At 63.8% G+C, this 23,773-nt stretch carries 20 protein-coding genes; 14 read left to right on the forward strand and 6 right to left on the reverse strand.

Features of this window, described 5'->3' with window-relative positions:
* Positions 1 to 193 precede the first annotated feature (193 nt).
* From BMF89_RS00380 to holA, 3 genes are all read left to right on the forward strand, one after another.
* Positions 194 to 1,096, forward strand: a complete 903-nt coding sequence (locus tag BMF89_RS00380; RefSeq protein ID WP_078105110.1) for a helix-hairpin-helix domain-containing protein — start codon at positions 194 to 196, stop codon at positions 1,094 to 1,096.
* Positions 1,097 to 1,220: 124 nt separating this feature from the next.
* Positions 1,221 to 2,933 carry a ComEC/Rec2 family competence protein gene (locus BMF89_RS00385; protein WP_171983350.1) on the forward strand — a complete coding sequence of 571 codons (1,713 nt, stop codon included), beginning with the start codon at positions 1,221 to 1,223 and terminating at the stop codon, positions 2,931 to 2,933.
* Positions 2,852 to 3,868, forward strand: a complete 1,017-nt coding sequence (holA, locus tag BMF89_RS00390; RefSeq protein ID WP_078105112.1) for a DNA polymerase III subunit delta — start codon at positions 2,852 to 2,854, stop codon at positions 3,866 to 3,868. Before BMF89_RS00385 ends, holA begins: the two co-directional genes overlap by 82 nt.
* A 135-nt stretch (positions 3,869 to 4,003) precedes the next feature.
* On the opposite strand, the gene rpsT is transcribed toward holA, so the two are convergent.
* Together rpsT and BMF89_RS00400 are read right to left on the reverse strand one after the other, a co-directional pair.
* Positions 4,004 to 4,264: a 30S ribosomal protein S20 gene (rpsT, locus tag BMF89_RS00395; RefSeq protein ID WP_028267110.1), complete on the reverse strand. Its 261-nt coding sequence runs from the start codon at positions 4,262 to 4,264 to the stop codon at positions 4,004 to 4,006.
* A gap of 171 nt (positions 4,265 to 4,435) precedes the next feature.
* A complete protein-coding gene (locus tag BMF89_RS00400) occupies positions 4,436 to 5,005 on the reverse strand; it encodes a type II toxin-antitoxin system PemK/MazF family toxin (RefSeq protein WP_078105137.1) in 570 nt (189 codons plus the stop codon).
* Positions 5,006 to 5,152: 147 nt separating this feature from the next.
* On the opposite strand from BMF89_RS00400, the gene lepA reads away from it, so the two are divergent.
* Entirely contained in the window at positions 5,153 to 7,006 is a 1,854-nt protein-coding gene (lepA, locus tag BMF89_RS00405) for a translation elongation factor 4 (protein WP_078105113.1), read from the forward strand.
* 78 nt (positions 7,007 to 7,084) lie between these two features.
* On the forward strand, positions 7,085 to 8,314 hold the full coding sequence (gene hemW, locus BMF89_RS00410) for a radical SAM family heme chaperone HemW (protein WP_078105114.1): 1,230 nt from the start codon (positions 7,085 to 7,087) through the stop codon (positions 8,312 to 8,314).
* Between the two features lie 54 nt (positions 8,315 to 8,368).
* On the opposite strand, the gene BMF89_RS00415 is transcribed toward hemW, so the two are convergent.
* Entirely contained in the window at positions 8,369 to 8,782 is a 414-nt protein-coding gene (locus BMF89_RS00415) for a DUF4870 domain-containing protein (protein WP_078105115.1), read from the reverse strand.
* A gap of 103 nt (positions 8,783 to 8,885) precedes the next feature.
* Positions 8,886 to 9,743, reverse strand: coding sequence for a DUF3097 domain-containing protein (locus BMF89_RS00420; protein WP_078105138.1), 858 nt, complete (start codon positions 9,741 to 9,743; stop codon positions 8,886 to 8,888).
* Between the two features lie 187 nt (positions 9,744 to 9,930).
* On the opposite strand from BMF89_RS00420, the gene hrcA reads away from it, so the two are divergent.
* The 3 genes from hrcA to BMF89_RS00435 all read left to right on the forward strand — a co-directional run bounded on the left by hrcA (position 9,931) and on the right by BMF89_RS00435 (position 12,920).
* Positions 9,931 to 10,944 (forward strand): heat-inducible transcriptional repressor HrcA, encoded by a 1,014-nt coding sequence (gene hrcA, locus BMF89_RS00425; RefSeq protein WP_078105116.1) that lies wholly within the window; start codon positions 9,931 to 9,933, stop codon positions 10,942 to 10,944.
* Positions 10,945 to 11,010: 66 nt separating this feature from the next.
* Positions 11,011 to 12,141, forward strand: coding sequence for a molecular chaperone DnaJ (gene dnaJ / locus BMF89_RS00430; protein WP_078105117.1), 1,131 nt, complete (start codon positions 11,011 to 11,013; stop codon positions 12,139 to 12,141).
* 2 nt (positions 12,142 to 12,143) lie between these two features.
* Entirely contained in the window at positions 12,144 to 12,920 is a 777-nt protein-coding gene (locus BMF89_RS00435; RefSeq protein ID WP_078105118.1) for a 16S rRNA (uracil(1498)-N(3))-methyltransferase, read from the forward strand.
* Positions 12,921 to 12,933: 13 nt separating this feature from the next.
* On the opposite strand, the gene BMF89_RS00440 is transcribed toward BMF89_RS00435, so the two are convergent.
* On the reverse strand, positions 12,934 to 13,821 hold the full coding sequence (locus BMF89_RS00440) for a GerMN domain-containing protein (RefSeq protein WP_078105119.1): 888 nt from the start codon (positions 13,819 to 13,821) through the stop codon (positions 12,934 to 12,936).
* Between the two features lie 421 nt (positions 13,822 to 14,242).
* Between BMF89_RS00440 and BMF89_RS00445 the strand changes: the two genes are divergently transcribed.
* The 5 genes from BMF89_RS00445 to BMF89_RS00465 all read left to right on the forward strand — a co-directional run bounded on the left by BMF89_RS00445 (position 14,243) and on the right by BMF89_RS00465 (position 19,727).
* Positions 14,243 to 15,331, forward strand: coding sequence for a PhoH family protein (locus BMF89_RS00445; protein ID WP_078105120.1), 1,089 nt, complete (start codon positions 14,243 to 14,245; stop codon positions 15,329 to 15,331).
* Positions 15,328 to 15,801: an rRNA maturation RNase YbeY gene (gene ybeY / locus BMF89_RS00450; protein ID WP_078105121.1), complete on the forward strand. Its 474-nt coding sequence runs from the start codon at positions 15,328 to 15,330 to the stop codon at positions 15,799 to 15,801. Before BMF89_RS00445 ends, ybeY begins: the two co-directional genes overlap by 4 nt.
* On the forward strand, positions 15,798 to 17,129 hold the full coding sequence (locus BMF89_RS00455; protein ID WP_078105122.1) for a hemolysin family protein: 1,332 nt from the start codon (positions 15,798 to 15,800) through the stop codon (positions 17,127 to 17,129). Before ybeY ends, BMF89_RS00455 begins: the two co-directional genes overlap by 4 nt.
* Complete coding sequence (gene era / locus BMF89_RS00460) at positions 17,113 to 18,075, forward strand: GTPase Era (protein ID WP_078105123.1); 963 nt, start codon at positions 17,113 to 17,115, stop codon at positions 18,073 to 18,075. The genes BMF89_RS00455 and era overlap by 17 nt, the downstream gene beginning before the upstream one ends.
* Before the next feature lie 74 nt (positions 18,076 to 18,149).
* Positions 18,150 to 19,727, forward strand: a complete 1,578-nt coding sequence (locus tag BMF89_RS00465; protein WP_078105124.1) for an LCP family protein — start codon at positions 18,150 to 18,152, stop codon at positions 19,725 to 19,727.
* A 96-nt stretch (positions 19,728 to 19,823) separates the two neighbouring features.
* On the opposite strand, the gene BMF89_RS00470 is transcribed toward BMF89_RS00465, so the two are convergent.
* Positions 19,824 to 21,776 carry a M13 family metallopeptidase gene (locus BMF89_RS00470; RefSeq protein ID WP_078105125.1) on the reverse strand — a complete coding sequence of 651 codons (1,953 nt, stop codon included), beginning with the start codon at positions 21,774 to 21,776 and terminating at the stop codon, positions 19,824 to 19,826.
* 251 nt (positions 21,777 to 22,027) lie between these two features.
* On the opposite strand from BMF89_RS00470, the gene leuA reads away from it, so the two are divergent.
* A complete protein-coding gene (gene leuA / locus BMF89_RS00475) occupies positions 22,028 to 23,767 on the forward strand; it encodes a 2-isopropylmalate synthase (RefSeq protein WP_078105126.1) in 1,740 nt (579 codons plus the stop codon).
* Positions 23,768 to 23,773 lie beyond the last annotated feature (6 nt).

A 23,773-nucleotide genomic window follows, 5' to 3' on the forward strand; every position in this document is an offset into this window, starting at 1 on the left:
ATCCCCTGGTTCATCCCGCCACCCCACACCGACCCGCAGCGGAAACCCCGAAGAAACCACTACTTCCAAATATGAGCCCGGGCTAGGCGGTGTCCCGCGGCCACTGATCCTCCACAGGCATCCTGCGGTGGCCCTATCCACATAGGGGCATTCCCTGCTGCTGCGGCGGATGCGGGCGCCTAGGCTCGTGGATATGCCACGCAGGAACCGAGCCTCGCCCGCGGATGATGCTGCGAGTGCCGCCCGGCTCCGGTTCGCTGTTCGTCTTGCACCATCGACCGACCACGACGCCGACGGGCAGCCGGCCCACGTCAACAAAACAGAGCCTCTGCTTCCTGTGCAAGCCTTGATGACGGCTGGCTCGGGCAAGGCCGACGCGGGCCAGAAGTCAGGCGCCGAAGAGCTGTCCTCGGAGGCACGTTCTCCATCACGGCTTCGGTGGCGAACGCCATGGCGCGTAGCAATGTTGCTGGCTCTGCCTTGTTTGCTGCTGGTGGTGTGGTTCCTTTGGCTGTCCTGGTCCGGGCACCCGACCACTGAGCCCGTCGTCCGAAGTTCACTTGCGGGAGGAACTCCGAAAGCGGGCACGGAAAGTAAAAGCGACGATGGCAACGGGGCTTCGGAACACGACGATGGAGCACGGCTGCTTACAGTCCACGTTGCGGGTGCGGTCAAGAATCCCGGGATTGTCAGAGTTCCCACGGGAGCGCGGGTGTTCGACGCGATCGCTGCCGCAGGTGGTGCGGATCCTGCAGCCGAGCTGAACAGCCTCAACCTTGCGGCGGTGGTGCAGGACGCCGCGAAGATCCACGTTCCGCGGATGGGGGAGGCGGCTCCGTCGCAGATTGCCGGGCCAGTTGGCGCAGCTCCAACTAGCGGGAGCACCGGTGCCGGGTCTGTCGGCGGCAAAGTCAATCTCAACACCGCAACCGCTGAGGAACTCGACGCCTTGCCGAAGGTCGGTCCTGTCCTCGCCAAGCGGATCGTCGAATGGCGCGAGCAGCACGGCCCGTTCGCTGCTGTAGAGGATCTCGACGCAGTGGATGGTGTCGGTCCCAAGATGATGGAATCCCTGCTGCCTTTGGTGACGGTCTAGGGTGAGCGGAGTGAAGGTGAGCCCGGGCCGTGTAGACCTTCGGCTGGCCCCGTCGGCCTTTCTCGCGTGGGCTGTTTCCCTAGCAGCCGCCTATCTACCTTCACTGTGGACAGGAATCATGTGCGTGGCTTTGCTCTCCGCCGCGGGTGTTCTTCTCGCCACCCGGTCCATGGCCGCCCGAAGCTTGAGGACGTTTCCCGCCACTTTCGCCGTCGCGTGCTTGTTCGGGGCGGCCGTGGCCGCCCACGCAGCAATGGATGCCGGACAGCGCCAAGAAGGTCCGGTTGCCGAGGCTGCGGCGTCGCGCGACTCGGTTGTCATTCATGCGGTGATAGTGGGTGAGCCGCGCGAGCTAGGCACCGATTCACGCGGATCGGCACGGTGGGCCGTGCCAGCCGAAATCATTGATATTGCGGCCGACGGCATGCTGACCCGCGCCCGCACGAAGATTCTGCTGACAGGAGGGGAAGGCTGGGACCGGGTGGTCACGGGACAGGAGGTACGAACCGCCGGAAAGCTAAAGCCTGCAAAGCCAGGACAAGTCGAAACCGGTGTCCTTGCCGCCGCCACCCCACCCATGCGGCCGGACCCGCGGCACAAGGACGCACAGCACAGTCCGGACACACACGACAGGCCGGAAGCACTTGCCAACATTCCCCAAGGTCCCGCCCAATTGAAAAAACAATTCAGTTCCGCCGCTGAGTGGTTGCACGGCGACGCAGCCGGACTGCTACCCGGAATGGTCACGGGCGACACCACCGGCTTGGACGAAGGCCTGGAAACGGCCATGAAGACCACCGGCACCACCCACCTCACCGCGGTCAGCGGCGCTAACTGCAGCCTCATCCTCGGCGGCCTGGTGCTACTGGCAAGGAGCTTCAGACTTGCGAGGGGAGTGGCGGCAATCGTGGCCCTCGGAGGCTTGGCGGCCTTCGTCATGATTGTCGGGCCGGACGCGAGCGTCCTGAGGGCGGCGGTCATGGGTGCGATCGGCCTCAGCGCGCTAAGTGCCGGCAGGCGGGGCCGGAGCCTGGGCTTTCTCTGCCTTGCCGTGACTGGCCTGCTCATCCTGGATCCTTCGCTTGGTACGAGCATCGGATTCCTTTTGTCGGTCCTCGCCACCCTGGGGATTGTCCTGTTGGCACGGCCTATCGCGTCCTGGGCTCCGGCCTGGGTGCCTTCCTGGCTGGCCTCCGCCGTTGCCGTTCCCTTGGCGGCGCAGCTTCTGTGCAGCCCGGTGATCGTGGCCTTGCAACCGCAGTTCTCCAGCTACTCATTACTGACGAATATCGCAGTTGCCCCGTTTGTCGCACCCGTGACGATCCTGGGAACAATCGCGGTTCCCCTCGTTCCGCTGCTTCCTTGGCTTGCAATGGTTCCAATAGCCGTTGCCGGGGCCAGCGCGGGAATCGTGGCGGCAATCGCGAGGTTCTTCGCCGGGCTCCCAGGAGCGGCTTTGCCGTGGCCGGAAGGTCCCACGGGAATCGCCACCATGGCTCTCTGGTCGGTTGTCGCCATCCTGCTGGTGTGGCTAGCCCTGCATCCAACGTGGGCGGGGTCCGCCGTACTGTCGTTGCACCGCCGCTTAGTGTTTGTAATAGCCGCGGGGGAGTCTGCTGTCCGCCGCCGGACCGGGAGCCGTCCCGGGACCCGCCGCCGAACCGGAAGGCAGGCCGCGAGTTTGAAGATCACCACCCAGGACGCTCAACGTGGGAGACTGGGATTCTGCAAAAACCCTTCTGGAAGGAAGCGACATTGGCTGCTGCCCAGGTCTCCAAGGCTAAACCCTCCGCGGCGAACACCGTCAGCTGGCGGGACATTGCCCCGTCCGCGGTAGTGCTTATCACCGGCCCCGAGGAATACCTTGGAATCCGTGCCATGGATCGGATCCGATCCCAGGTGCGGACCGTGGCACCGGAAGTGGAAATCAGCAAGCTCAATGCCGGAAGCTACGAGTCCGGTTCGCTCGCAATGGCCGTCACGCCGTCGCTGTTCGATGAGGCCAAACTGATCGAGATCGAAGGCCTCGAATCAATGACCGATGCCTTCCTTGCCGATGCCATGAAGTACGTCGCCCAACCGGAGAACGACGTCGTGTTGGTCCTTCGCCACGGCGGCGGGGTGCGTGGCAAAAAGCTTCTGGACGCCATCAAGTCTTCCGGGTGGCCGGTGGTGGACTGCCAGCCCTTGAAAAAGGACGCCGAGAAAACCGCGTTCGTCGTCTCGGAATTCAAGGCAGGCGGCCGCCGCATCGAAGCCGAGGCTGTCCAGGCCCTCGTCAATGCAGTAGGTGCCAGCCTTTCCGAGCTCGCCGCCGCATGCAACCAGCTCATCGCGGACGCTACTACAGCGGTAGACGCAGCCACAGTGGAGCGCTACTACGGTGGCCGCGTCGAAGCCACGGCATTCAAGGTTGCGGATGCAGCCATGGCCGGCAATGGGCCTCAGGCCCTGTCCAGCCTCCGGCATGCCCTCGCCACCGGGGTCGACCCGGTGCCGCTGGTTGCCGCCCTCGCCGCGAAGCTCCGCACTCTGGCCAAGGTTGCCGGTGCCCAGGGATCGTCGGCACAGATCGCCAAACAGCTCGGCATCCAGCCATGGCTCGTGGAACAGGCGCAACGGGATGTCCGCCGTTGGACTCCGGAAGGCCTGATCCGTTCCATCCAGGTCACGGCTGAAGCGGATGCCCAGGTGAAGGGCCTCTCGCGGGATCCCGTATACGCGGTGGAGCACGCGGTCACCGTCATTGCCACCTCGGCTCGGGGCCGCTAAGCCGCCCAAGACACCCAGGTTGTCAGGCGCTACGTATATTTCCGAATTCTCAATGGAACCACCAATCTTAAATACCCGAGGCCGGCCCCCAAGGGGTGCCGGCCTCACGTTCAGCTCAGTCGAACTGGATAAACCTTAGAGTGCGTTGACCTTTTTGGAGATCGCCGACTTGCGGTTTGCAGCGTTGTTCTTGTGAATAACGCCCTTGCTGACAGCCTTATCCAGCTTACGGCTAGCAGCAACAAGAGCCTTTGCAGCGGCATCCTTGTCCGTGGACTCAACGGCGGTGGCAACGGCGCGGATGGCCGTCTTCAGCTCAGACTTGACGGCGTTGTTACGCAGGCGAGCCTTCTCGTTGGTGAGGATGCGCTTCTTCTGGGACTTGATATTAGCCACGTGTGTGAACTCTCTTTTTAATGCGGAAAATGGTCTAGAGGGTTTTCAGGTTGGCCATCGACTGAGCGGCGTGGGGATGCCTATGGCAGCCAACCATGAGTGGCCGTCGACCTGCACGGACACACAGCCATAAATATTATCAGACTCGGCGCATTTCCGGGGATTTGGCCTCTAGGCCCGGTCGTGTTGCCCATCGAGCCGACGGGCCACCTGCTGGAAGGTGCGTTTGTCGAGGACGGCACCCTCGCGCCGGACGTCCGCCGGATTGATGCGCACCACCCGGTCCACCTTGACCTCGCTGGGCCGTCCCTGGGGATCCCAGGCGCCGGTGCCGATGTCGACGTAGCCATCTGAGCGGCGGCCGTTGTCGTGGTCTTTGCTGGTCAGCATCAGCCCGAGCAGCCACCCGCCGTCGCGCCCGATCAAAAGGACCGGACGGTCCTTGCCTTGGGAATAGTCCTCTTCATAGGGGACCCAGGACCACACGATCTCGCCAGGGTCGGGCTTGCCGTCGGGGTTGGGGGAGTACCGCGGGGAGACGGTGCCGCGGAAGTCGCCAGGGTAGGGGCGGGAGAGTTGCCCGACGCCGGTGCCTGCGCCCCCGGTCCGGCCCGCCTTCGCAGCGCTCCCGGCTTTCAGGGATCGGCGACGGGGCGTGCCGTCGGGTGCCCCGACGATCCGTCGAAGGTAGCCCAGGGAGCCTTTGAGGAGCCTGCCAAGCAAATGTGTGTCCGATGCCATGGCTCCACCGTACTTTCCCTTGCCGCCACAGTGCACAAGCGGCGTCGTGTTCATGGGAGACTATTAGTTCAGATATGCGGCATCGGCCGGAATGGTCCAGACCAGTCCGGAGTCCGGCCGTGTGAGTATCGACAGTAAGGACCCTGCGTGTCTCCCATGGCCCGCACCGCACCGGTGCCCGCCGCGACAGATCCGGCCATCATCCGGAACTTCTGCATCATCGCCCACATCGACCACGGTAAATCCACCCTGGCCGACCGCATGTTGCAGTACACCGGCGTCGTTAAGTCCCGCGACATGAAGGCCCAGTATCTGGACCGCATGGATATCGAACGCGAACGTGGCATCACCATCAAGTCCCAGGCTGTCCGCATGCCCTGGGAACTTGACGGCGCCAGCTACGCCCTGAACATGATCGATACTCCCGGCCACGTTGACTTCACCTATGAGGTTTCCCGTTCCCTGGCGGCATGCGAAGGCGCTGTCCTTTTGGTGGACGCCGCTCAAGGCATCGAGGCCCAGACCCTGGCCAACCTCTACCTGGCGATGGAAAACAACCTCACCATCATTCCGGTGCTCAACAAGATCGACCTCCCGGCCGCCCAGCCCGAAAAGTATGCGGCGGAACTCGCCAACCTGATCGGCGGCGACCCGGAGGACGTGCTGCGCGTATCAGGCAAGACGGGTGTCGGCGTTGAGGCCCTCCTGGACAAGATCGTCCGCGATCTTCCAGCCCCTGTCGGCGATCCCGACGCACCGGCCCGCGCCATGATCTTCGACTCCGTGTATGACACATACCGCGGCGTGGTCACGTACGTCCGCGTCGTGGACGGCATGCTGCACCCGCGCGAGCGAATCCAGATGATGTCCACCCGTGCCACTCACGAGCTCCTGGAGATCGGTGTCAGCTCTCCGGAACCCACCCCCTCCAAGGGTCTGGGCGTCGGCGAAGTAGGCTACTTGATCACCGGCGTGAAGGACGTCCGCCAGTCGAAGGTCGGCGACACGGTGACCAACCTCGCCAAGCCCGCTTCGGAATCCCTTGCAGGCTACGCCGATGCCAAGCCCATGGTCTTCTCCGGCTTGTACCCCTTGGACGGCACGGACTATCCCGTGCTCAGGGATGCCCTCGAGAAGCTGATGCTCAACGACGCAGCGCTGGTGTATGAACCGGAGACGTCTGCCGCCCTGGGCTTCGGTTTCCGCGTGGGCTTCCTTGGCCTGCTGCACCTGGAAATCACCCGTGAGCGCCTTGAGCGCGAGTACAACCTCGACCTCATCTCCACTGCTCCCAACGTTGAATATGAGGTCACGCTGGAGGACAAGCGGGTCCTGCACGTCACCAACCCGAGCGAATACCCCACCGGCAAAATCGCCGAAGTCCGCGAACCGATGGTGTCGGCCACCATCCTGGCGCCCAATGAGTTTGTGGGCGCCATCATGGAACTGTGCCAGAGCCGCCGCGGCGTTATGGGCGGCATGGACTACCTCTCCGAGGATCGCGTGGAAATCCGGTACCGCTTGCCGCTGGCCGAGATCGTCTTCGACTTCTTCGACATCCTCAAGTCCAAGACCCGTGGCTACGGTTCGCTGGACTGGAAGGCCGACGGCGAGCAGGTCGCCGACCTGGTCAAGGTGGACATCATGCTCCAGGGCGAGCAGGTTGACGCTTTCAGCGCCATCACCCACCGCGACAAGGCTTACGCCTACGGCGTCATGATGACGGGCAAGTTGCGCGAGCTCATTCCCCGCCAGCAGTTCGAGGTGCCCATCCAGGCAGCCATCGGCTCGCGAATCATTGCCCGTGAGAGCATCCGCGCCATCCGCAAGGACGTCCTTGCCAAGTGCTACGGCGGTGACATCACCCGTAAGCGCAAACTTCTGGAAAAGCAGAAGGAAGGCAAGAAGCGCATGAAGATGGTGGGCCGGGTGGAAGTTCCACAGGAAGCGTTCATCGCAGCCCTGACCACCGACGAATCCAAGGACAAGGCCAGGAAGTAATGGGGCTGTTCGCCCGGAACACTGCGGGACCGGCGCACGCTGTAGCGGTGCGCACAGGACAGCCACGAGGGGAAGTCTGTGCCTAGCGTTCTTCCCCTCGGGGATCCGGCACCTGCGGACGGCCTTTTGCCGCCGCAAGTGCTTGACGGCGTCGATTCACGGAAGTTTGGACTCTACGTCCACATACCCTTCTGTGCCGTGCGTTGCGGTTATTGCGATTTCAACACCTACACGGCCACGGAGCTTGGCGGCGGCGCTTCCCAGGACGCCTACGCTGCTACTGCCATTTCGGAAGTGGAGTTCGCCGTCCGGGCCATGGACGGCTCCGGGTTGCCGCAGCGCCCCCTGAGCACCGTGTTCTTCGGCGGCGGCACCCCGACCCTGCTCCCTGCTGAAGATCTGGCACTCATCCTGACGGCCGCCGTCGGGCGCTGGGGCCTGGAACCGGGAGCCGAAGTCACCACTGAAGCCAACCCGGACTCCGTGACGCCGGAGTCCCTCCGGCTGCTCGCCGACGCCGGCTTTACGCGGATTTCCTTCGGCATGCAGTCGGCGGTCCCTCATGTGCTCAAAGTCCTGGACCGCACGCACACACCGAGCCGGGTCCCCTTGGTGGTCCAGTGGGCGCGCGACGCCGGCCTTGCCGTGAGCCTCGACCTTATCTACGGCACTCCCGGTGAGTCCATGGCTGATTGGCAGGCGTCCCTGGAGACCGCCTTGTCCTACGCCCCGGACCACATCAGCGCCTATGCGCTGATTGTGGAAGAAGGCACCAAGCTGGCCGCACAGATCCGGCGCGGAGAAGTTCCCGGGATCGACGACGACGACCACGCCGCCAAGTACGAACTCGCCGACCAGCTGATCAGCGCCGCAGGGCTGGACTGGTACGAGGTCAGCAACTGGTCCCGCACTCCCGAACAGGCGTGCAAACACAACCTTGCCTACTGGCGGGGAGACGATTGGTGGGGCATCGGGCCCGGTGCGCATTCCCACATGGGCGGCGTCCGCTGGTGGAACGTCAAGCACCCCACCGCCTATGCCAACAGGCTTGGTAGCGGGGCCTCACCGGCCGCTGGACGCGAAACGCTCGACGCCGGAACCCGGGAAGTGGAACGCATCATGCTGGAGGCGCGGCTCGGCACCGGGCTTCAAGTCGACGCGCTCGACAAAGTGGGCCGTCACGCCGTCGCAGGCCTCATTGCCGACGGCCTGGTTGAACCCGCAGCGGCCTTCCAAGGACGGCTGGTCCTGACCCTCAAGGGCCGGCTGCTCGCAGATGCCGTGGTCCGCCGGATCCTTCCGGACTAGCGTCCGGCGCGGACGGCGGGCGCGCGAACCGTCATAGGCACCCGCGAAGAGCGGCTACTTGATCCAGCGCAGGTTGAAGCGGTAGCGGTGCGGCTGTCCGTGGTTGACGCGGATTCCAGCGGACACCGAGAAGCAGGTCACCGCGACCCAGATTCCCGTGGCAAGGACCGCGAACAGGTTTCCCACCACCGGGAGCAAGACGAGAATGTTGGCGAGCACCGCGGCAATCGTCGGCGGCAAAGTGAAGTTGAGGGCTTCCTTTGATTCCTGGGCCGTGAACGGACCACGTTCGCGGAAAATCAGGTAGATCAGGAGCGACGGAACACATCCAAGGATCCCGCCGAAGTGCGCCAGGGTTGCCCATTGCCGGTCTTCCGACGCGGTCAAGGGCAGCGCGTTGGCAGGAACGCCGCGGTACTGGGACTGGCCCGAGGCGCCGTCCCGATCGTCAGGAGCGTTGTCTGCCACAGTTTCTTCCTTCGAGTATCTATAGGTGCGGTGTTGCTGTCCCAGAATACTTGCTCGGCACGGGATCGGACGACCACGTCCGGGCCCGGAGGCATCCAAACCATCATGCGACGGTCAGGAAATCGATCACTTCCTCCACGCGACCCAGCAAAGACGCTTCCAGGTCGGCGTAGCTATGGACGGCGCCCAGAAGCCTCTGCCAACCCAGTCCCACGTCTTCGGCCGTCTCGTGCGGCCAACCGAACGACCTGAGGATGCCGGTCTTCCAATCCGTGCCGCGCGCTACGGTCGGCCATTGTTCGATCCCCAGCACCTTGGGCCGGATTGCCTGCCAGACGTCCACATACGGGTGACCGACGATCAGGACGTTTCCTTTGGCGCCCGGCAACGTCATGGCGTCGGCAGCGATGCGCGACTCCTTCGAATCCGGCACCAGGTGATCCACCAGGATTCCGAGCCGGCGGCCAGGGCCGGGGGAGAAGGCGGCGATGGCCGCCTTGAGATCGTCCACGCCGTGCAAGGGCTCGACGACGATGCCCTCCACCCGCAGATCGTCTCCCCAGACCTTTTCCACAAGCTCGGCGTCGTGCTTGCCTTCCACCCAGATCCGGCTTGCCTTGGCGACCTGGGCCCGCTGGCCGGCCACCCGGACGGAACCCGACGCCGTCCTGCCCGGTTGCGACGCGCCCTTTGCGGCCGCCGCGCGCGGCATCGGCGGGAGGAGCTTCACCGCTTGCCCTTCCAGCAGGAATCCGAAACCAAGCCGGAACGATTTCGCTTTTCCCCGCCGGTCCTCAAGCACCACGATGTGCATGCCTCCGGACTTCTCCACCCTGGTCACGGCCCCGACCCAACCGGACTGCACGTCCTCGAGCACCATTCCGCGTTCAACGGGCACTTCAGGCAGTTGCCGCTTGGCCGGCGAGGAGAGGTCTTGCGGGCCCCAATTGTCGTAAGACACGGTCTTCACACCACTTTGCGCTAAGGGATCGGTCACGGTCCTTGGCATTCCGCCGGACCGCGCGGGCATCATGTTCGCCGCGAGCGGTACCAATGCTAACAACGAGGTGGCTCATACTAGACTTGTTAGCACTTGGGCATGTTGAGTGCTAACTGTAGAAGTACCGGTTGTTGAATGGAGGTGGGCAGTGAGCGAACCACGCAAGCTTGAAGTGTTACGCGCCATCGTGGAGGACTACGTTCACTCCCGCGAGCCTGTCGGCTCCAAAGCCTTGGTCGAACGGCACCATCTGGGAGTGTCGAGCGCCACCATCCGCAATGACATGGCCCTCTTGGAAGAGGAAGGCCTCATTGCGGCACCGCACACCAGTGCAGGCCGCATCCCCACGGACAAGGGCTACCGCCTGTTCGTGGACCGCATTTCCGAGGTCAAGCCGCTGTCGGCTGCGGAGCGCCGGGCCATCCACTCGTTGCTTGAGGGCCCCGACGACGTCGAGGACATCCTGGAGCGCACGGTCCGGCTCCTGTCCCAACTGACCAACCAGGTCGCCGTCGTCCAGTATCCGCACCTGAGCCGCGCACGCGTCCGGCACATCGAGTTTGTCCTTTTGGCACCGCGCCAGGTCCTGGTAGTGCTGATCGCGGATTCGGGCAAAGTGGAACAAGGCGTTGTGCACGCAGCTGCGGACACTGCCGACGAAGAGCTCATGACGTTGCGCGCGCGATTCCTTGGAAGCATTGCGGGCTCACAGCTCGACCTCATGCCCCAAGTCCTTCCCTCGGTGGTGGCCTTGTGCCCGCCGGCGCTCCGGAACCTTGCAGGCGCCCTTGCCCACGGTCTCCAAAGGCTCGCCGACCGGAGCCGCGATGAACGCATGGTCATGGCCGGCACGGCCAACCTGGCCCGCTCCAACGTGGACTTCCCCCTGAGCATCGGCCCTGTCCTCGAAGCGCTCGAGGAGCAGGTGGTCATGTTGCGGCTGCTGTCGGACATGGCGGAAGACCCCCGGGGAGTCACGGTGAGCATCGGCCGCGAAAACCCCTATGACGGCCTCTCCGAGGCTTCGGTGGTTGCCACGGGCTACGGTCCGGGCAGCAGCGCCAAGATCGGCATTCTTGGACCCACCCGCATGGACTACCCCAACACCATGGCGGCCGTCCGTGCCGTCGCACGCTACCTTTCCCGCATTCTGGGCGGTTGACGGCTTCGGCTGGAACCGCCCCGCAAGAAACGCAGTGTACCCGTAATAAAGGAAGAGATACCGACTTTGAGCAGTCACTATGACGTTCTGGGCGTCTCGTCGGAAGCAACCGGCGAGGAGATCAAGAAGGCCTACCGCAAGCTTGCACGTAAGCTCCACCCCGATGTGAACCCCGGGGCCGGCGCTGCGGAGGAATTCAAAGCCGTGACCCACGCTTACGAGGTCCTCTCCGACCCCCAGAAGCGCCGCGTCTACGACGCCACAGGCAACGAGAACGGGACGGACAACGGTTTCGGCGGCGGCTACGCAGGCCAGGGATTCGCGTTCCAGGACATCTTCGACACCTTCTTCGGCGGAGGAGGTGGCGGCATGCAGGGGCCCGCATCACGTATGCGTCGCGGGCAGGACGCCCTCATCAGTGTGCGCATCGACTTGCGCGAGGCTGTCTTCGGCGTCAACAAGAAGCTTGAGGTGGACACTGCTGTCATCTGCCCCACGTGCGAGGGCTCATGCTGCCGCGCGGGCACCCACCCGGAGCGCTGCGACATCTGCGGCGGCTCGGGCCAGGTCCAGCGGGCCGTGCGCTCGATCCTCGGCCAGGTCATGACCGCGGCACCGTGTGGATCGTGCGAAGGTTTCGGCTCGATCATCAAGGATCCTTGCAATGAATGCAACGGCCAGGGCCGCATCCGCAGCCGCCGTTCGCTGACCGTCAAGGTGCCGGGCGGCGTCGCCACCGGAACCCGCATCCAGCTGTCGTCGCAAGGCGAAGCAGGTCCTGCGGGCGGGCCTCCCGGCGACCTCTACGTGGAGATCCGGGTAAACAGCGATTCCACCTACCTTCGTGAAGGCGACGACCTTCATGCAACGCTCAGTGTTCCCATGACCGCCGCGGCATTGGGCACGGAACTGCAGCTTGAGACCTTCGACGGCCCCCAGGAGATCGACGTCAAGTCCGGCACCCAGTCCGGCGAAGTCATCACCCTTCGCGGGCTGGGCGTCACCCACCTGCGCGGCTACGGCAGGGGAGACCTCAAGGTGCACCTGCATGTGGAGACGCCCGGCAAGCTAGACGCCGCCCAGGAAGAGCTGCTCCGCCAACTGGCCAAATTGCGCGGAGAGCAGTTCACCGAGGGCAAGCTCGTGGCCAGCGGCGGTATGTTCGCGAAGCTGCGGGACAAGCTCGGTAACCTGTAGCGGTGAGCAACCCCGTATTCTTCACCGCTGCCGGAACCTTGGACGGACTCGGCACCGGTGACACTTTCGTGCTCGACGGCGCCGAAGCCAGGCACGCTGTCACGGTCAAGCGCCTGGAAATCGGCGAAGCGGTCGACATCGCCGACGGTGCGGGTAAGCGGCTCACGGGCACCGTGGCCGGATCCGGGCAGGGTACCTTGACCGTCCTTGCCTCCGCCGTCCAGGAGGAAGGCCGCCCGGCCGTGCGGCTTGTGCTGGTCCAGGCGCTGGCGAAGGGCGACCGTGACGAGCTTGCCGTCGAGACGGCAACGGAACTCGGTATTGACGCCGTCGTGCCTTGGCAGGCCGAGCGTTCGATCGTCCGCTGGAAGGGCGACCGGGCTGCCAAAGCCCACGCGAAGTGGCAATCCGTCGCCACCGCGGCCGCCAAGCAAGCGCGGCGCGCGTGGATTCCCGAGGTGCGTGCCGCCGTCGACGGCTCCGGGCTGGCTGCGGCGGTAGCCGCGGCTGACCTGGCGATCATCCTTCACGAGGACGCGAAACGTCCCTTGCGCGACGTCCTGGAGAATTGGCGCGGCGGGATTTCCGGCGAGGACACCGACGCGGGGCGGGAAGTCCTGCTCATCGTCGGCCCGGAGGGCGGCATTTCACCGCGCGAAGTGACCAAGCTCAGCGACGTCGGCGCCGTCACCGCACTCTTGGGCCACCACGTGCTTCGCTCGTCGACGGCGGGTCCTGCCGCCGTCGTACTGGCCAGCGACATTCTAGGGCGCTGGTAGGAAGACCCCTCGATCAGCGGACGTTGAAGGAGCGGGTATCCGTCGGGACGTCGGCGTCGTTGGGACCGACCAAGGAGACCCGCAATTCATAGCGGCCGGCTCCGAGCCCCACGGTGAGGCTGAAGACGCCACCCTGTCCCGGTACGGTCGAAGCGGTGGTCTGCCCGGCCAAGTAGGACGATTTGTCGCCGTTTGAGTTCTCCCGAAGGATTTGCCAGTGCAGTTTCTTCGAGGGGTCCGTGCTCCGACCATTGAACTTGACCGGACCGGCAGGCAAGGTCAGGTCCTCCTGCGGGTCGATGATCCATACGGGTGCCACCACGGTGGCGTCGCGGACCATGGGGTCGCCGAGCTTGACCTGCCCGAACGCCATATAGTCTGTGTGCCCGTCCACCAGGATGGCCACTTTGATCTGCTGTCCGGCATCGATGAGGCCTGAGCTCGCTGCCGCGGCAGTGGCGGTATAGACGAGTTGCTGGATCGCCCGCTGCGCCATCCCGCCGTCGAGATTGGAATTGAACGCGTCACGGGAAACATCCACCGTGACAACGTTCTTACCGGAAATCGTGGTCGCCAGGCTGCTCGGATTCTGCCACGGCGTGAAGTAGTCGTGATCCAACGGCTTCTGGGACATCATGATCCGCAGGGCTGTGGTGATGGGGTTCTCGTTGCCCGGGTTGTCACGGAATTCGCGGTACAGGAACGTGTCCGTGTCGCTGCGGCCGATCCAATACACAGGGATCTTGTTCGAGGCCTGCGTCGTTTCGAGCGGAGCATTGCTGTCGGGGGCTGCCTGCAGGGCGACTGTCGGAGTGGGGACCGGCGTCGTGGAACCCTGTCCCGTGCGATCTGCGATGCAACCCGACAGGAACATGGCAGCCGTCAAGGCGGTCACAAGCATGGCGGAACGTTTCCGGATGCGAGTGCCGTGTGGAGTGACGGCTGGCCTGGTGATGGTGGATTCCTGCTCGTGTTCTGCCGCTGTGGTGCGGGGGAGTCGTGCGCCCGGTTTCGGGCACAGGGGCATTTTTGCCCATGAATCAGCTTGTCATAGTCCCGCGGACGCCGGTTGGCGTTTCGATACTCCGACGGCGAACTGCAATCCGATTGATACGAGGTCGATGCCGAGTTGATACCAAAGCGCACGGATCCGCCGCCCTGCAGCCCCGACGGGCACGGCCCGGAACCATCCGGGAGACTGGCTGGCGTAGGATTGAAAGCAATCCGAGGCCCGCGATCCTGCGCCCATCCAGCACACGGACATCGGAGAAAATCGATGGACATCACCAAGCCGGAGGAGCACAGGCCGCAAGGCCAGCACTATGACAGAATCATTGAACGGGCGGCCCAAGGCCGGCAGCGTTGACACAGGTCCGGCCGAGTTCCCGCACTCTGTCCCGGGCGCCCGGACGGAAGTTGTCATCTTCGACAACTCGGATCAGATGGTTCAGACCCTTGGCAGCCATGACGAGGCGTTGCGCTACATCGAAGCCCAGTTCCCCGGTGTCGACTTTCATGTGCGTGGCAACGAGCTCTCCTTCAGCGGCCCGTCAAGCGATGTTCCCCGGATCATGCGCCTCCTGGAAGAAGTCCGCGGCCTGGTCGGCAAGGGGACGGTCATCACACCGGACGTCCTCCAACAGCTCGTCTCCTTGTTGCGCAGCCAGTCGCTGCAGAACCCCGTGGAAATCCTGACCCACAACATTTTTTCGAGCCGCGGGCGCACCATCCGCCCCAAAACGCTGAACCAGAAAAACTATGTCGACGCCATCGACGACAACACCGTGATCTTCGGGATCGGCCCGGCGGGCACCGGCAAGACGTACCTGGCGATGGCAAAAGCCGTTCAGGCTTTGCAGCTCAAGGAAGTCAGCCGGATCATCCTCACGAGGCCTGCCGTCGAGGCAGGGGAACGCCTCGGCTTCCTGCCGGGAACGCTGAGCGACAAGATCGACCCGTACCTCCGTCCTTTGTACGATGCCCTGCACGACATGATGGACCCGGAATCGATCCCGCGGCTCATGGCGGCCGGGACCATTGAGGTGGCACCGCTTGCCTACATGCGCGGCCGCACGCTCAACGACGCGTTCATCATCCTCGATGAGGCCCAGAACACCACCGCAGAGCAGATGAAGATGTTCCTGACCCGCCTGGGCTTCGGCTCGAAGATGGTCGTGACGGGCGATATCACCCAGGTGGACCTGCCTTTCGGCGCCACGTCCGGGCTGCGCATCGTCCAGGAAATCCTCAACGGGATCGATGGCGTGAACTTTACGATGCTCGACGCGTCCGACGTCGTCAGGCACCGGCTCGTTGCCGACATCGTGTCCGCCTACAGCATCTGGGATGAAAAGCACCGGGTGCGTGCCCAGCACACGCCCATCCACGACAAACGGGGAGAACACCGATGAGCATCGAGGTCAACAACGAGTCCGGCGTCCAGGTGGACGAGGCACAATTGGTGACGCTTTCACGCTTCATCTTCGAGCGGCTCTACATTCACCCCCAGGCCGAACTCTCCATCCTTTTGGTGGACGAACCCGCCATGGAAAAACTCCACATCGAGCTCATGGACGAACCCGGCGCCACCGATGTCCTGTCTGTTCCGATGGACGAGCTGACGCCGGGGACACCGGGCAAGCCGGCCCCGCAGGGCATGCTGGGCGACATCGCCATCTGCCCGCAAGTGGCCGAGGTCCAAGCGCGCAACGCCGGTCATTCAACGCAGGATGAAATGCTCCTGCTCTGCACGCACGGAATCCTTCACCTGCTCGGTTTCGACCACGCCGAGCCGGAGGAAAAAGAAGAGATGTTCGGCCTGCAGCGTGAGCTGCTGTCCGCGTTCCTTGGCAAGGATGCCCCCATGGAGACCATGCAGTGACATCACTCATCCTGGTCGGGATGGCGTTGGTGTTCCTCAGTTTCGTCGCCCTGCTGACCGCGGCTGAAGCTGCCTTCACTTTCCTGCCGCGGCACGACGCAGAGCAAGCCGTCGTCAAGAGCCGGGGGAATTCGCTCCGCAGCATCCTCGCCCAGCCCGTCGCGCACATCCGCGCGCTGCGGTTCTGGCGGGTCTGGTTCGAGATGGCGGCTGCGGTGGCCGTCGCCGTCGTCATGCACAGCCTCCTCGAGAACGTCTGGCTTGCCGGTTTGGCGGCGACAGGCATCATGGCCGTCATAGGATTCGTTTTGGTGGGTGTCTCGCCGCGCCAACTTGGACGCGCGCACTCGGGAGGCGTGGTTCGCTACTCGGCTCCGCTCATCAGGTTCCTGTGTTGGATCCTTGGTCCCATTCCCGGCTGGCTCGTGGCGATCGGCAGTACGGTCGCACCCGGTGCACCCAGCGGCGATGAAGCTTTCTTCAGCGAGGAAGAATTCCGCGAACTGGTCGACAGGGCCACGGAATCCGACATGATCGAGGACAGCGAGGCCGAACTCATCCAGTCGGTCTTCGACTTCGGAGACACACTGGTCCGCTCGGTAATGGTCCCTCGAACCGACATTGTGAGCATCGAGTCCGGGTCCAGCCTGGAACAGGCAATGGCCTTGTTCCTGCGCTCGGGGTACTCAAGGATCCCCGTCATCGGCGAGAACGCCGACCAGATCCGGGGCATCCTCTATTTGAAGGACGTCGCCGCCGCATTGCACCGCCCCGACCAGCCCTCAGTGCGCCAGGACGTTGACGCCATAGCGCGCGAAGCACGCTTCGTTCCCGAATCGAAGCCTGTCAGCGACCTCCTGAGCGAGCTTCAGCAAGAGTCCACGCACGTCGCGGTCGTCATTGACGAATACGGCGGCACGGCAGGACTGGTGACGCTCGAGGACCTCATTGAGGAGATCGTGGGGGAGATCGTCGACGAGTACGACTCCAACGATGCCGAGGTCACTGACCTTGGTGACGGCACGTACCGCGTCAGTTCTCGGATGAGCATCGACGACCTCGGCGAGCTTTTCGACATAGATCTCGACGACGACGAAGTGGACACGGTGGGCGGCCTCCTGGCCAAGACCCTGGGCAAAGTGCCGATCGTAGGCAGTGCGGTGGAGGTGGATGGGATCTCCTTGAAAGCCGATAGGCTGGAAGGCCGGCGAAACCGGGTCAGCCATATCATTGCGGCAGCCATTCCAAAAGAAGACACTGACCTTGAAGACCTTCTCGACGAGGCCGATACAACGCAACAGGGAGTTCCACGTGAGCAAGCACAATAAGAAGTTCGACGCCGATCAGGACTTCGGCGGCTTCCACGCAGGATTCTCGGTTCTTGTCGGCCGTCCCAATGCCGGGAAGTCCACCCTCACCAACGCTTTGGTAGGCCAGAAGGTGGCCATCACCTCGGCGAAGCCGCAGACCACGAGGCACACGATCCGCGGCATTGTCCATCGGGAGGACGCCCAACTCATCCTGGTGGACACTCCGGGCCTGCACCGCCCGCGCACCCTCCTTGGCAAGAGGCTCAACGATCTCGTCGCGGACACCCTCTCCGAAGTGGACGCCATCGGTTTTTGCTTGCCGGCCAACGAAAAGATCGGGCCGGGTGACAAGTACATCGCAGCCCAGCTCGCCGCCGTCGGACGCAAGCCCATCATCGCCTTGGTCACCAAGACCGACCTGGTGGACCGCCAGGCGCTGACCGAGCAGCTCTTGGCGGTCGCCGCCCTGGGCCGCGAAGTCCTCGGCGAACAAGGCTGGGCCGATATCGTCCCGGTTTCGGCGACCGACGGCTTCCAGGTCAGCACTGTGGCCGACGTCCTCATCGGCCACATGCCGCCTTCCCCGCCGCTCTACCCGGACGGGGAACTCACCGATGAACCGGAAGCTGTCATGGTGGCCGAGCTTATCCGGGAGGCAGCTCTGGAGGGCGTCCGCGACGAACTTCCGCACTCCTTGGCCGTGGTGGTGGAGGAAATCCTGCCCCGCGAAGGACGCTCGGAGGACAACCCGCTCCTCGACGTGCGGGTGAACCTGTACGTTGAGCGCCCGTCCCAGAAGGCCATCATCATCGGCAAGGCCGGAAGCCGGCTGCGCGAGGTCGGAACGAACGCCCGCAAGGGAATTGAGGCCCTCCTGGGAACCAAGATCTACCTCGACTTGCACGTGAAAGTGGCCAAGGACTGGCAGCGCGACCCGAAGCAACTCGTGAAGCTGGGATTCTAGCCGCTGGGGAATTTCCCAGATTGGGCCCGTAAAATGGTCCGAATCCCATTTTCCGAGGAAAGGTTGAGCAAGTCGTGCGACGTCGCGATGCACGCGTACAGGAGCCCGGCACCGTTGGTGCCCGCGGCGCTGCACGCCACGGGGAAGCTCCCGGCACCCCCCGCCACATGAATGCTCCCAAGGGCCTCCCGATCTGGCTCAAGGTCACTGCCGCCACGGTGTCAGTGCTGTTGCTCGGCGGTATCGCTTTCGCCGCTTACTGGGTTATCCGCTTGCAGTCGAACATCAGCACGGCACCGTTGTCGGCAGGCGCACCGAGGACCGAGGCCGCAGCAAACGACGCCACGGACCGCCTGCAGATCCTCATCCTCGGTTCCGACACCAGGGACGGGAAGAATTCGCAATACGGATCCACGCAGGATTCCACGGGCTATGGCCAGTCGGACGTCATGATGCTGCTCGACATTTCGGCGGACAACAAGAGGGTCAGCCTCACCAGTATTCCGCGAGACCTCCTGGTGGATGTCCCGTCATGCACCGATCCCAAAACCGGCACCGTGTATCAACCGCACTCCAACGTCATGATCAACTCGGCCATGGCGGAAGCCGGGATCGGTTGCGCCGTAGACACCGTGAACAAGCTCATGGGACTGCAAGTCGACCACTTCATGATGGCCGACTTCAACGCCGTCAAGGAGCTGTCCAACGCCGTCGGCGGAGTCAACGTGTGCGTGAGCGATGCCGTATACGACCCCGATTCCGGCCTCCGGCTCCCCAAGGGAACATCGAGTGTCCAGGGGGAACAGGCCTTGGCCTTCCTCCGGACACGCCACGGTTTTGGCGACGGAAGCGACCTCGGCCGCATCCAGGCGCAACAGGGCTTCCTCTCCTCCCTGACCCGCAAGATCAAGTCCGATGGAACGCTGGGCAATCCGCAGAGCCTGCTGTCCATCGCGGATGCCGTGACAAAGAACCTGACCGTGGATGAAGGCCTGGCGTCGGTCCAGTCGCTCCTGACCATCGGCAGCCGCCTCAAAGACGTCGACCTGTCCAAGGTCGCGTTCGTTTCGGTTCCCACCCAGGCCGCCGCCGTCGATCCCAACAGGCTCGAATTGGTTCAACCGCAGGCTTCCCAGCTCTTCGCCGCCATGCGTGCGAACCTGGACCTGACCACCCCGGGGGCTACCGCCGCTCCATCGGCGGGTCCCACGCCTGCGGCATCGGGCGCGCAGTCCAGCAGCGCGGCGCCGGCGCCGCCTGCGCCGCCTGTTCCCGCCTATGACAAGGCCCTTCAGCCAGTGACCGTTGCCGACGGAACAGGCGTCGCATCCCGCGGCCAGGAGATCGCCGCAGCTTTGGCCGGTGGCGGATTCACGAAAGCCGCGCACTTCCTTGCGGCCGCCGTACCGAAGACCGTTGTCTATTACGGGGCCGGTTATGCCGACGTCGCCCCGGACGTCGCGAGCCTCCTCGGCATCCCGGCTTCGCAAATCGAACCATCGACGGGTGTGGTCGGTGTCCAGGTCTATATCGGCAGTGACTTCGATTCCGGGACCAAGTACGGAGTGGCCTCCGTACCATCCAACGTCGTGAAGCAGACTGCAGGCGACGTGAAATGCCAGGCGGTCAACCCGGCACTCATCGCGAGATAGCAACACGGGAAATACCCGGGACGCAGCGAAGGGAGCGGTCTCCACACGTCGCGGGAGACCGCTCCCTTCCGTTTAGCGTCGCCGCCTACCGGATGCCTACCAGATACTGACACGGTCCTCGGGCGACAGCCACATTCCATCCCCGGCCTCCACTGCGAACGCGTCGTGGAACGAGTCGAGGTTCTTCGCGATGGCATTGGTTCGGAACTCGTTGGGGGAGTGCGGGTCAGTCGCGACGCGCCGGATGGCTTCCTCAGGACGGATGACCTGGCGCCAGCCGGCAGCCCAGGACATGAAGAAGCGCTGGCCACCGCTCAGTCCTTCAAGAACCGGCGGCTCCGAACCGTCGAGGCTCAGGAGGTAAGCCTTGTAGGCGATGGTCAGGCCACCCAGGTCGCCGATGTTTTCGCCGAGCGTGAGTTTCCCGTTGACCTTGTGCTCGGGCGCGGCATACGGAGCAAGGGCGTCGAATTGGGCCACGAGCTTCGCCGCGAGCCCTTCGAAGGCCTTGCGGTCCTCCTCGCTCCACCAATTCCGCAGCGCCCCGCTCCCGTCGAACTGGGAGCCCTGGTCGTCGAAGCCGTGGCCGATTTCATGGCCGATGATGGCGCCGATGCCTCCATAGTTGACCGCGTCGTCGGCCTCCGCCGTGAAAAAGGGCGGCTGCAGGATCGCAGCTGGGAAGACAATCTCGTTCAACATCGGGTGGTAGTACGCGTTGACCGTCTGCGGGGTCATGAGCCACTTGTCGAGATCGACCGGCTTGCCGACCTCATCGAGGTGCCGGTCGACGTCGGCGTCGTGCGCCCGCTCGACGTTACCCAGAAGATCGCCAGGGTGAATGTCGACGGCGGAATAGTCGATCCACTTGTCCGGGAAACCAATCTTGGGCCGGAAGGCCGCGAGCTTTTTCAACGCTTCCGCTTTGGTGTCCTCGCCCATCCAATCGAGCGCCGTGATGCTCTCGCGGTAGGCCTCGATGAGTTTGGCAACCAGAGTCTGCATCCTGGCCTTGTAACCCTCAGGGAAGTGGCGCTCCACATAGATTTGGCCGACGGCCTCGCCCAAGGCGGCCTCGACGACGGCGACGCCGCGCTTCCAGCGGTCCTTGTTCTGCGGAGTGCCGCTCAGGGTGGTGCCGTAGAAATCGAAGTTCGCGTCCACGAACCCCGAGGAGAGGTAGGGGGCGGCGGCATTGAGCACACGAAGGGCGAGCCACTCCTGCCATGTGGCAAGCGGCTCTGACTCGACGAGGGCAGACGCGCCGGTGAAGAAATCAGGCGTGCTCACCACCAGCTCGGTGAATTTGTCGCCTTCGATCCGGGCCGAATCGAACCATGCGTCGAGGTACGGGAAAAGCTCCCGGCCCTCTTCCACGGTCTTGAGGTTGTACGTCTTCTGCGGATCCCGCAACGTGACGTTGTCCCAATGGTGCGAGGCGAGTGCTTTTTCGAGGGCGACAACGCGCGCGGCAGCACCGTCGGCGTCGGGAATTCCTGCCAGCCCGAAGAGCTTGGCGACATATTTCGCATAGGCGCTGACAATGCCTGCGAACTTCTCGTCCCGGTAGTAGGACTCATCGGGAAGCCCCAGGCCGCCCTGGCCGATGTACAACAGGACCCGGTCCGGGTTCCCGGCGTCGGGAGCAGGGTAGATCGAGAAGAGGCCGGAAACATCCGAGCGGAACAGCCGCCCGCTCAGGGACACCACGCCGGCGGGCGAAGTAGTCGCAAAAACCTCCGCGAGCCGGTCCCGGACAGGCTCCATGCCCTTTGCTTCGATGGCTTCCTCGTCCATGAAGCTGTTGTAGAGCTCGCCTACCTTGCGTTCGATGCCACTGGCGTCCTCGCCCTTGGCGGCAGCTTCCTCGATGATCGCTTTGACTGCCAGTTCAGCGCCGTCCCGCAGGGCCGTGAACGTTCCCTCAAGCGGGCGGTCGTCAGGGATCACCGTCGACTTCAGCCACGCACCATTGACGTGCTGGTAAAGGTCGTCCTGCGGCCTGACGCTTTCATCGATGTTGGACAGTGTGATCCCCGACTGTGGCACAAGAACTCCTTCGGAAGACGGGCGGAACCGGCTCACGACCGTTCCCGCGTCTGCATAGTGGACGTTGCATCTGGTATTGCATTGTCATCATACGCACCCGTGTTACTGTGAAATGGTGCGTGCAGGAATGCTTCTCCTTAGCTGCCGCGGCGGGGCCTCGAAGGCGATCATTCGCTAGGCCAACCCTCGCTGCGGAGTTAGCTGTGCCCGGCCAATCTTCCATCAAAGATTAAGAGAAAAGGCCCCAAGTCATGCGCAACGCACAAAAGCCCTCCGGAATGCCCATTCACCGGTACCTGCCTTTCCAGGACCAGATCAATGTCGAGCTCCCGGACCGCACCTGGCCGGACAAGGTCATCACCAAGGCTCCGCGCTGGTGCGCTGTGGACCTCCGTGACGGCAACCAGGCCCTGATCGACCCCATGAGCCCTGCCCGCAAGCTGAAGATGTTCCAGCTGCTGGTCAAGATGGGGTACAAGGAAATCGAAGTCGGCTTCCCGTCCGCTTCGCAGACCGACTTCGACTTCGTGCGGCAGCTCATCGAAGGCGGTCACATTCCGGATGACGTCTCCATCCAGGTCCTGACCCAGGCACGTGAACACCTCATCGAGCGCACCTACGAATCCCTCGTGGGCGCGAAGCAGGCAATCGTCCACCTGTACAACTCAACCTCGGTTCTGCAGCGCCGCGTCGTGTTCAACCAGGACGAGGACGGCATCCTGGACATCGCCCTCCAAGGTGCCCGCTTGTGCAAGAAGTACGAGGAAACACTCACGGATACCCACATCACGTACGAGTATTCGCCGGAGTCTTTCACCGGAACCGAACTTGAGTACGCAGCGCGCGTTTGCAACGCGATCGCCGACGTTTTCGAAGCATCCGCGGACAAGCAGGTCATCATCAACCTGCCCGCTACCGTGGAAATGGCCACCCCGAATGTCTACGCGGACTCCATCGAATGGATGCACCGTAACCTGCATCCCCGTGACGGCATCATCATCTCCCTCCACCCGCACAACGATCGCGGGACGGGCGTTGCCGCTGCAGAGTTGGGCTACCTGGCCGGCGCCGACCGCATCGAAGGCTGCTTGTTCGGCAACGGCGAGCGGACCGGCAACGTGGACTTGGTCACCCTCGGCCTGAACATGTTTGTCCAGGGCGTCGACCCGATGATCGACTTCTCCGACATCGACGAAGTCCGCCGGACCGTGGAGTACTGCAACCAGCTGCCGGTTCCCGAGCGTTCCCCGTATGGCGGCGATCTGGTGTTCACGGCGTTCTCCGGCTCGCACCAGGACGCCATCAAGAAGGGCTTCGAAGCCCTCGAAAAGGACGCTGCCGCTGCCGGCAAGGCCGTGGACGACTTCACGTGGCAGGTTCCGTACTTGCCGATCGATCCCAAGGACCTGGGCCGCAGCTACGAGGCAGTCATCCGCGTCAACTCCCAGTCCGGCAAGGGCGGCGTGGCGTACCTGCTCAAGAACGAGCACAGCCTGGACCTGCCGCGCCGGGCCCAAATCGAGTTCTCCGGCGTCATCCAGCACCGCACCGACACCGTGGGCGGCGAAGTCAGCGGAGCCCAGTTGTGGGCGATGTTCCAGGACGAGTACTTGCCCGCGAGCACGGCCGACGGCCAGTGGGGACGCTATTCGCTGGGTTCCATCCGCACCGAAACCGATGAGTCCGGCGAGCTCACCCTGCACGCAGCCCTGCGCATTGACGGCACTGTAGTTCAGCGCACCGGCGCCGGCAACGGACCGATCGCGGCCATGCTGGACATCTTGCGCCAAGACGGCGTGGACGTCCGCGTCCTGGACTACTCGGAACATGCGCTGTCCGAAGGTGGCAGCGCCACCGCCGCGGCGTATGTGGAATGCGCCGTTGGCGAGCGGGTTCTCTGGGGTGTGGGCATCGATCCCAACACGAGCACCGCAGCGCTCAAGGCGGTCATCTCTGCCGTCAACCGTGCCATCAGGGCCGTCCGGGCATAGCCATGT

The sequence above is a fragment of the Arthrobacter sp. SRS-W-1-2016 genome (assembly GCF_002009585.1).
GTDB lineage: Bacteria > Actinomycetota > Actinomycetes > Actinomycetales > Micrococcaceae > Arthrobacter > Arthrobacter bambusae_A.

Bases quoted from the DNA above. Each gene is read 5' to 3' on its own strand.
- BMF89_RS00440 (WP_078105119.1), bottom strand. From the start codon at position 13,821: ATGCTTGTGACCGCCTTGACGGCTGCCATGTTCCTGTCGGGTTGCATC.
- BMF89_RS00400 (WP_078105137.1), bottom strand. From the start codon at position 5,005: ATGGCATCGGACACACATTTGCTTGGCAGGCTCCTCAAAGGCTCCCTG.
- leuA (WP_078105126.1), top strand. From the start codon at position 22,028: ATGCGCAACGCACAAAAGCCCTCCGGAATGCCCATTCACCGGTACCTG.
- ybeY (WP_078105121.1), top strand. From the start codon at position 15,328: ATGAGCATCGAGGTCAACAACGAGTCCGGCGTCCAGGTGGACGAGGCA.
- BMF89_RS00380 (WP_078105110.1), top strand. From the start codon at position 194: ATGCCACGCAGGAACCGAGCCTCGCCCGCGGATGATGCTGCGAGTGCC.
- BMF89_RS00445 (WP_078105120.1), top strand. From the start codon at position 14,243: ATGACAGAATCATTGAACGGGCGGCCCAAGGCCGGCAGCGTTGACACA.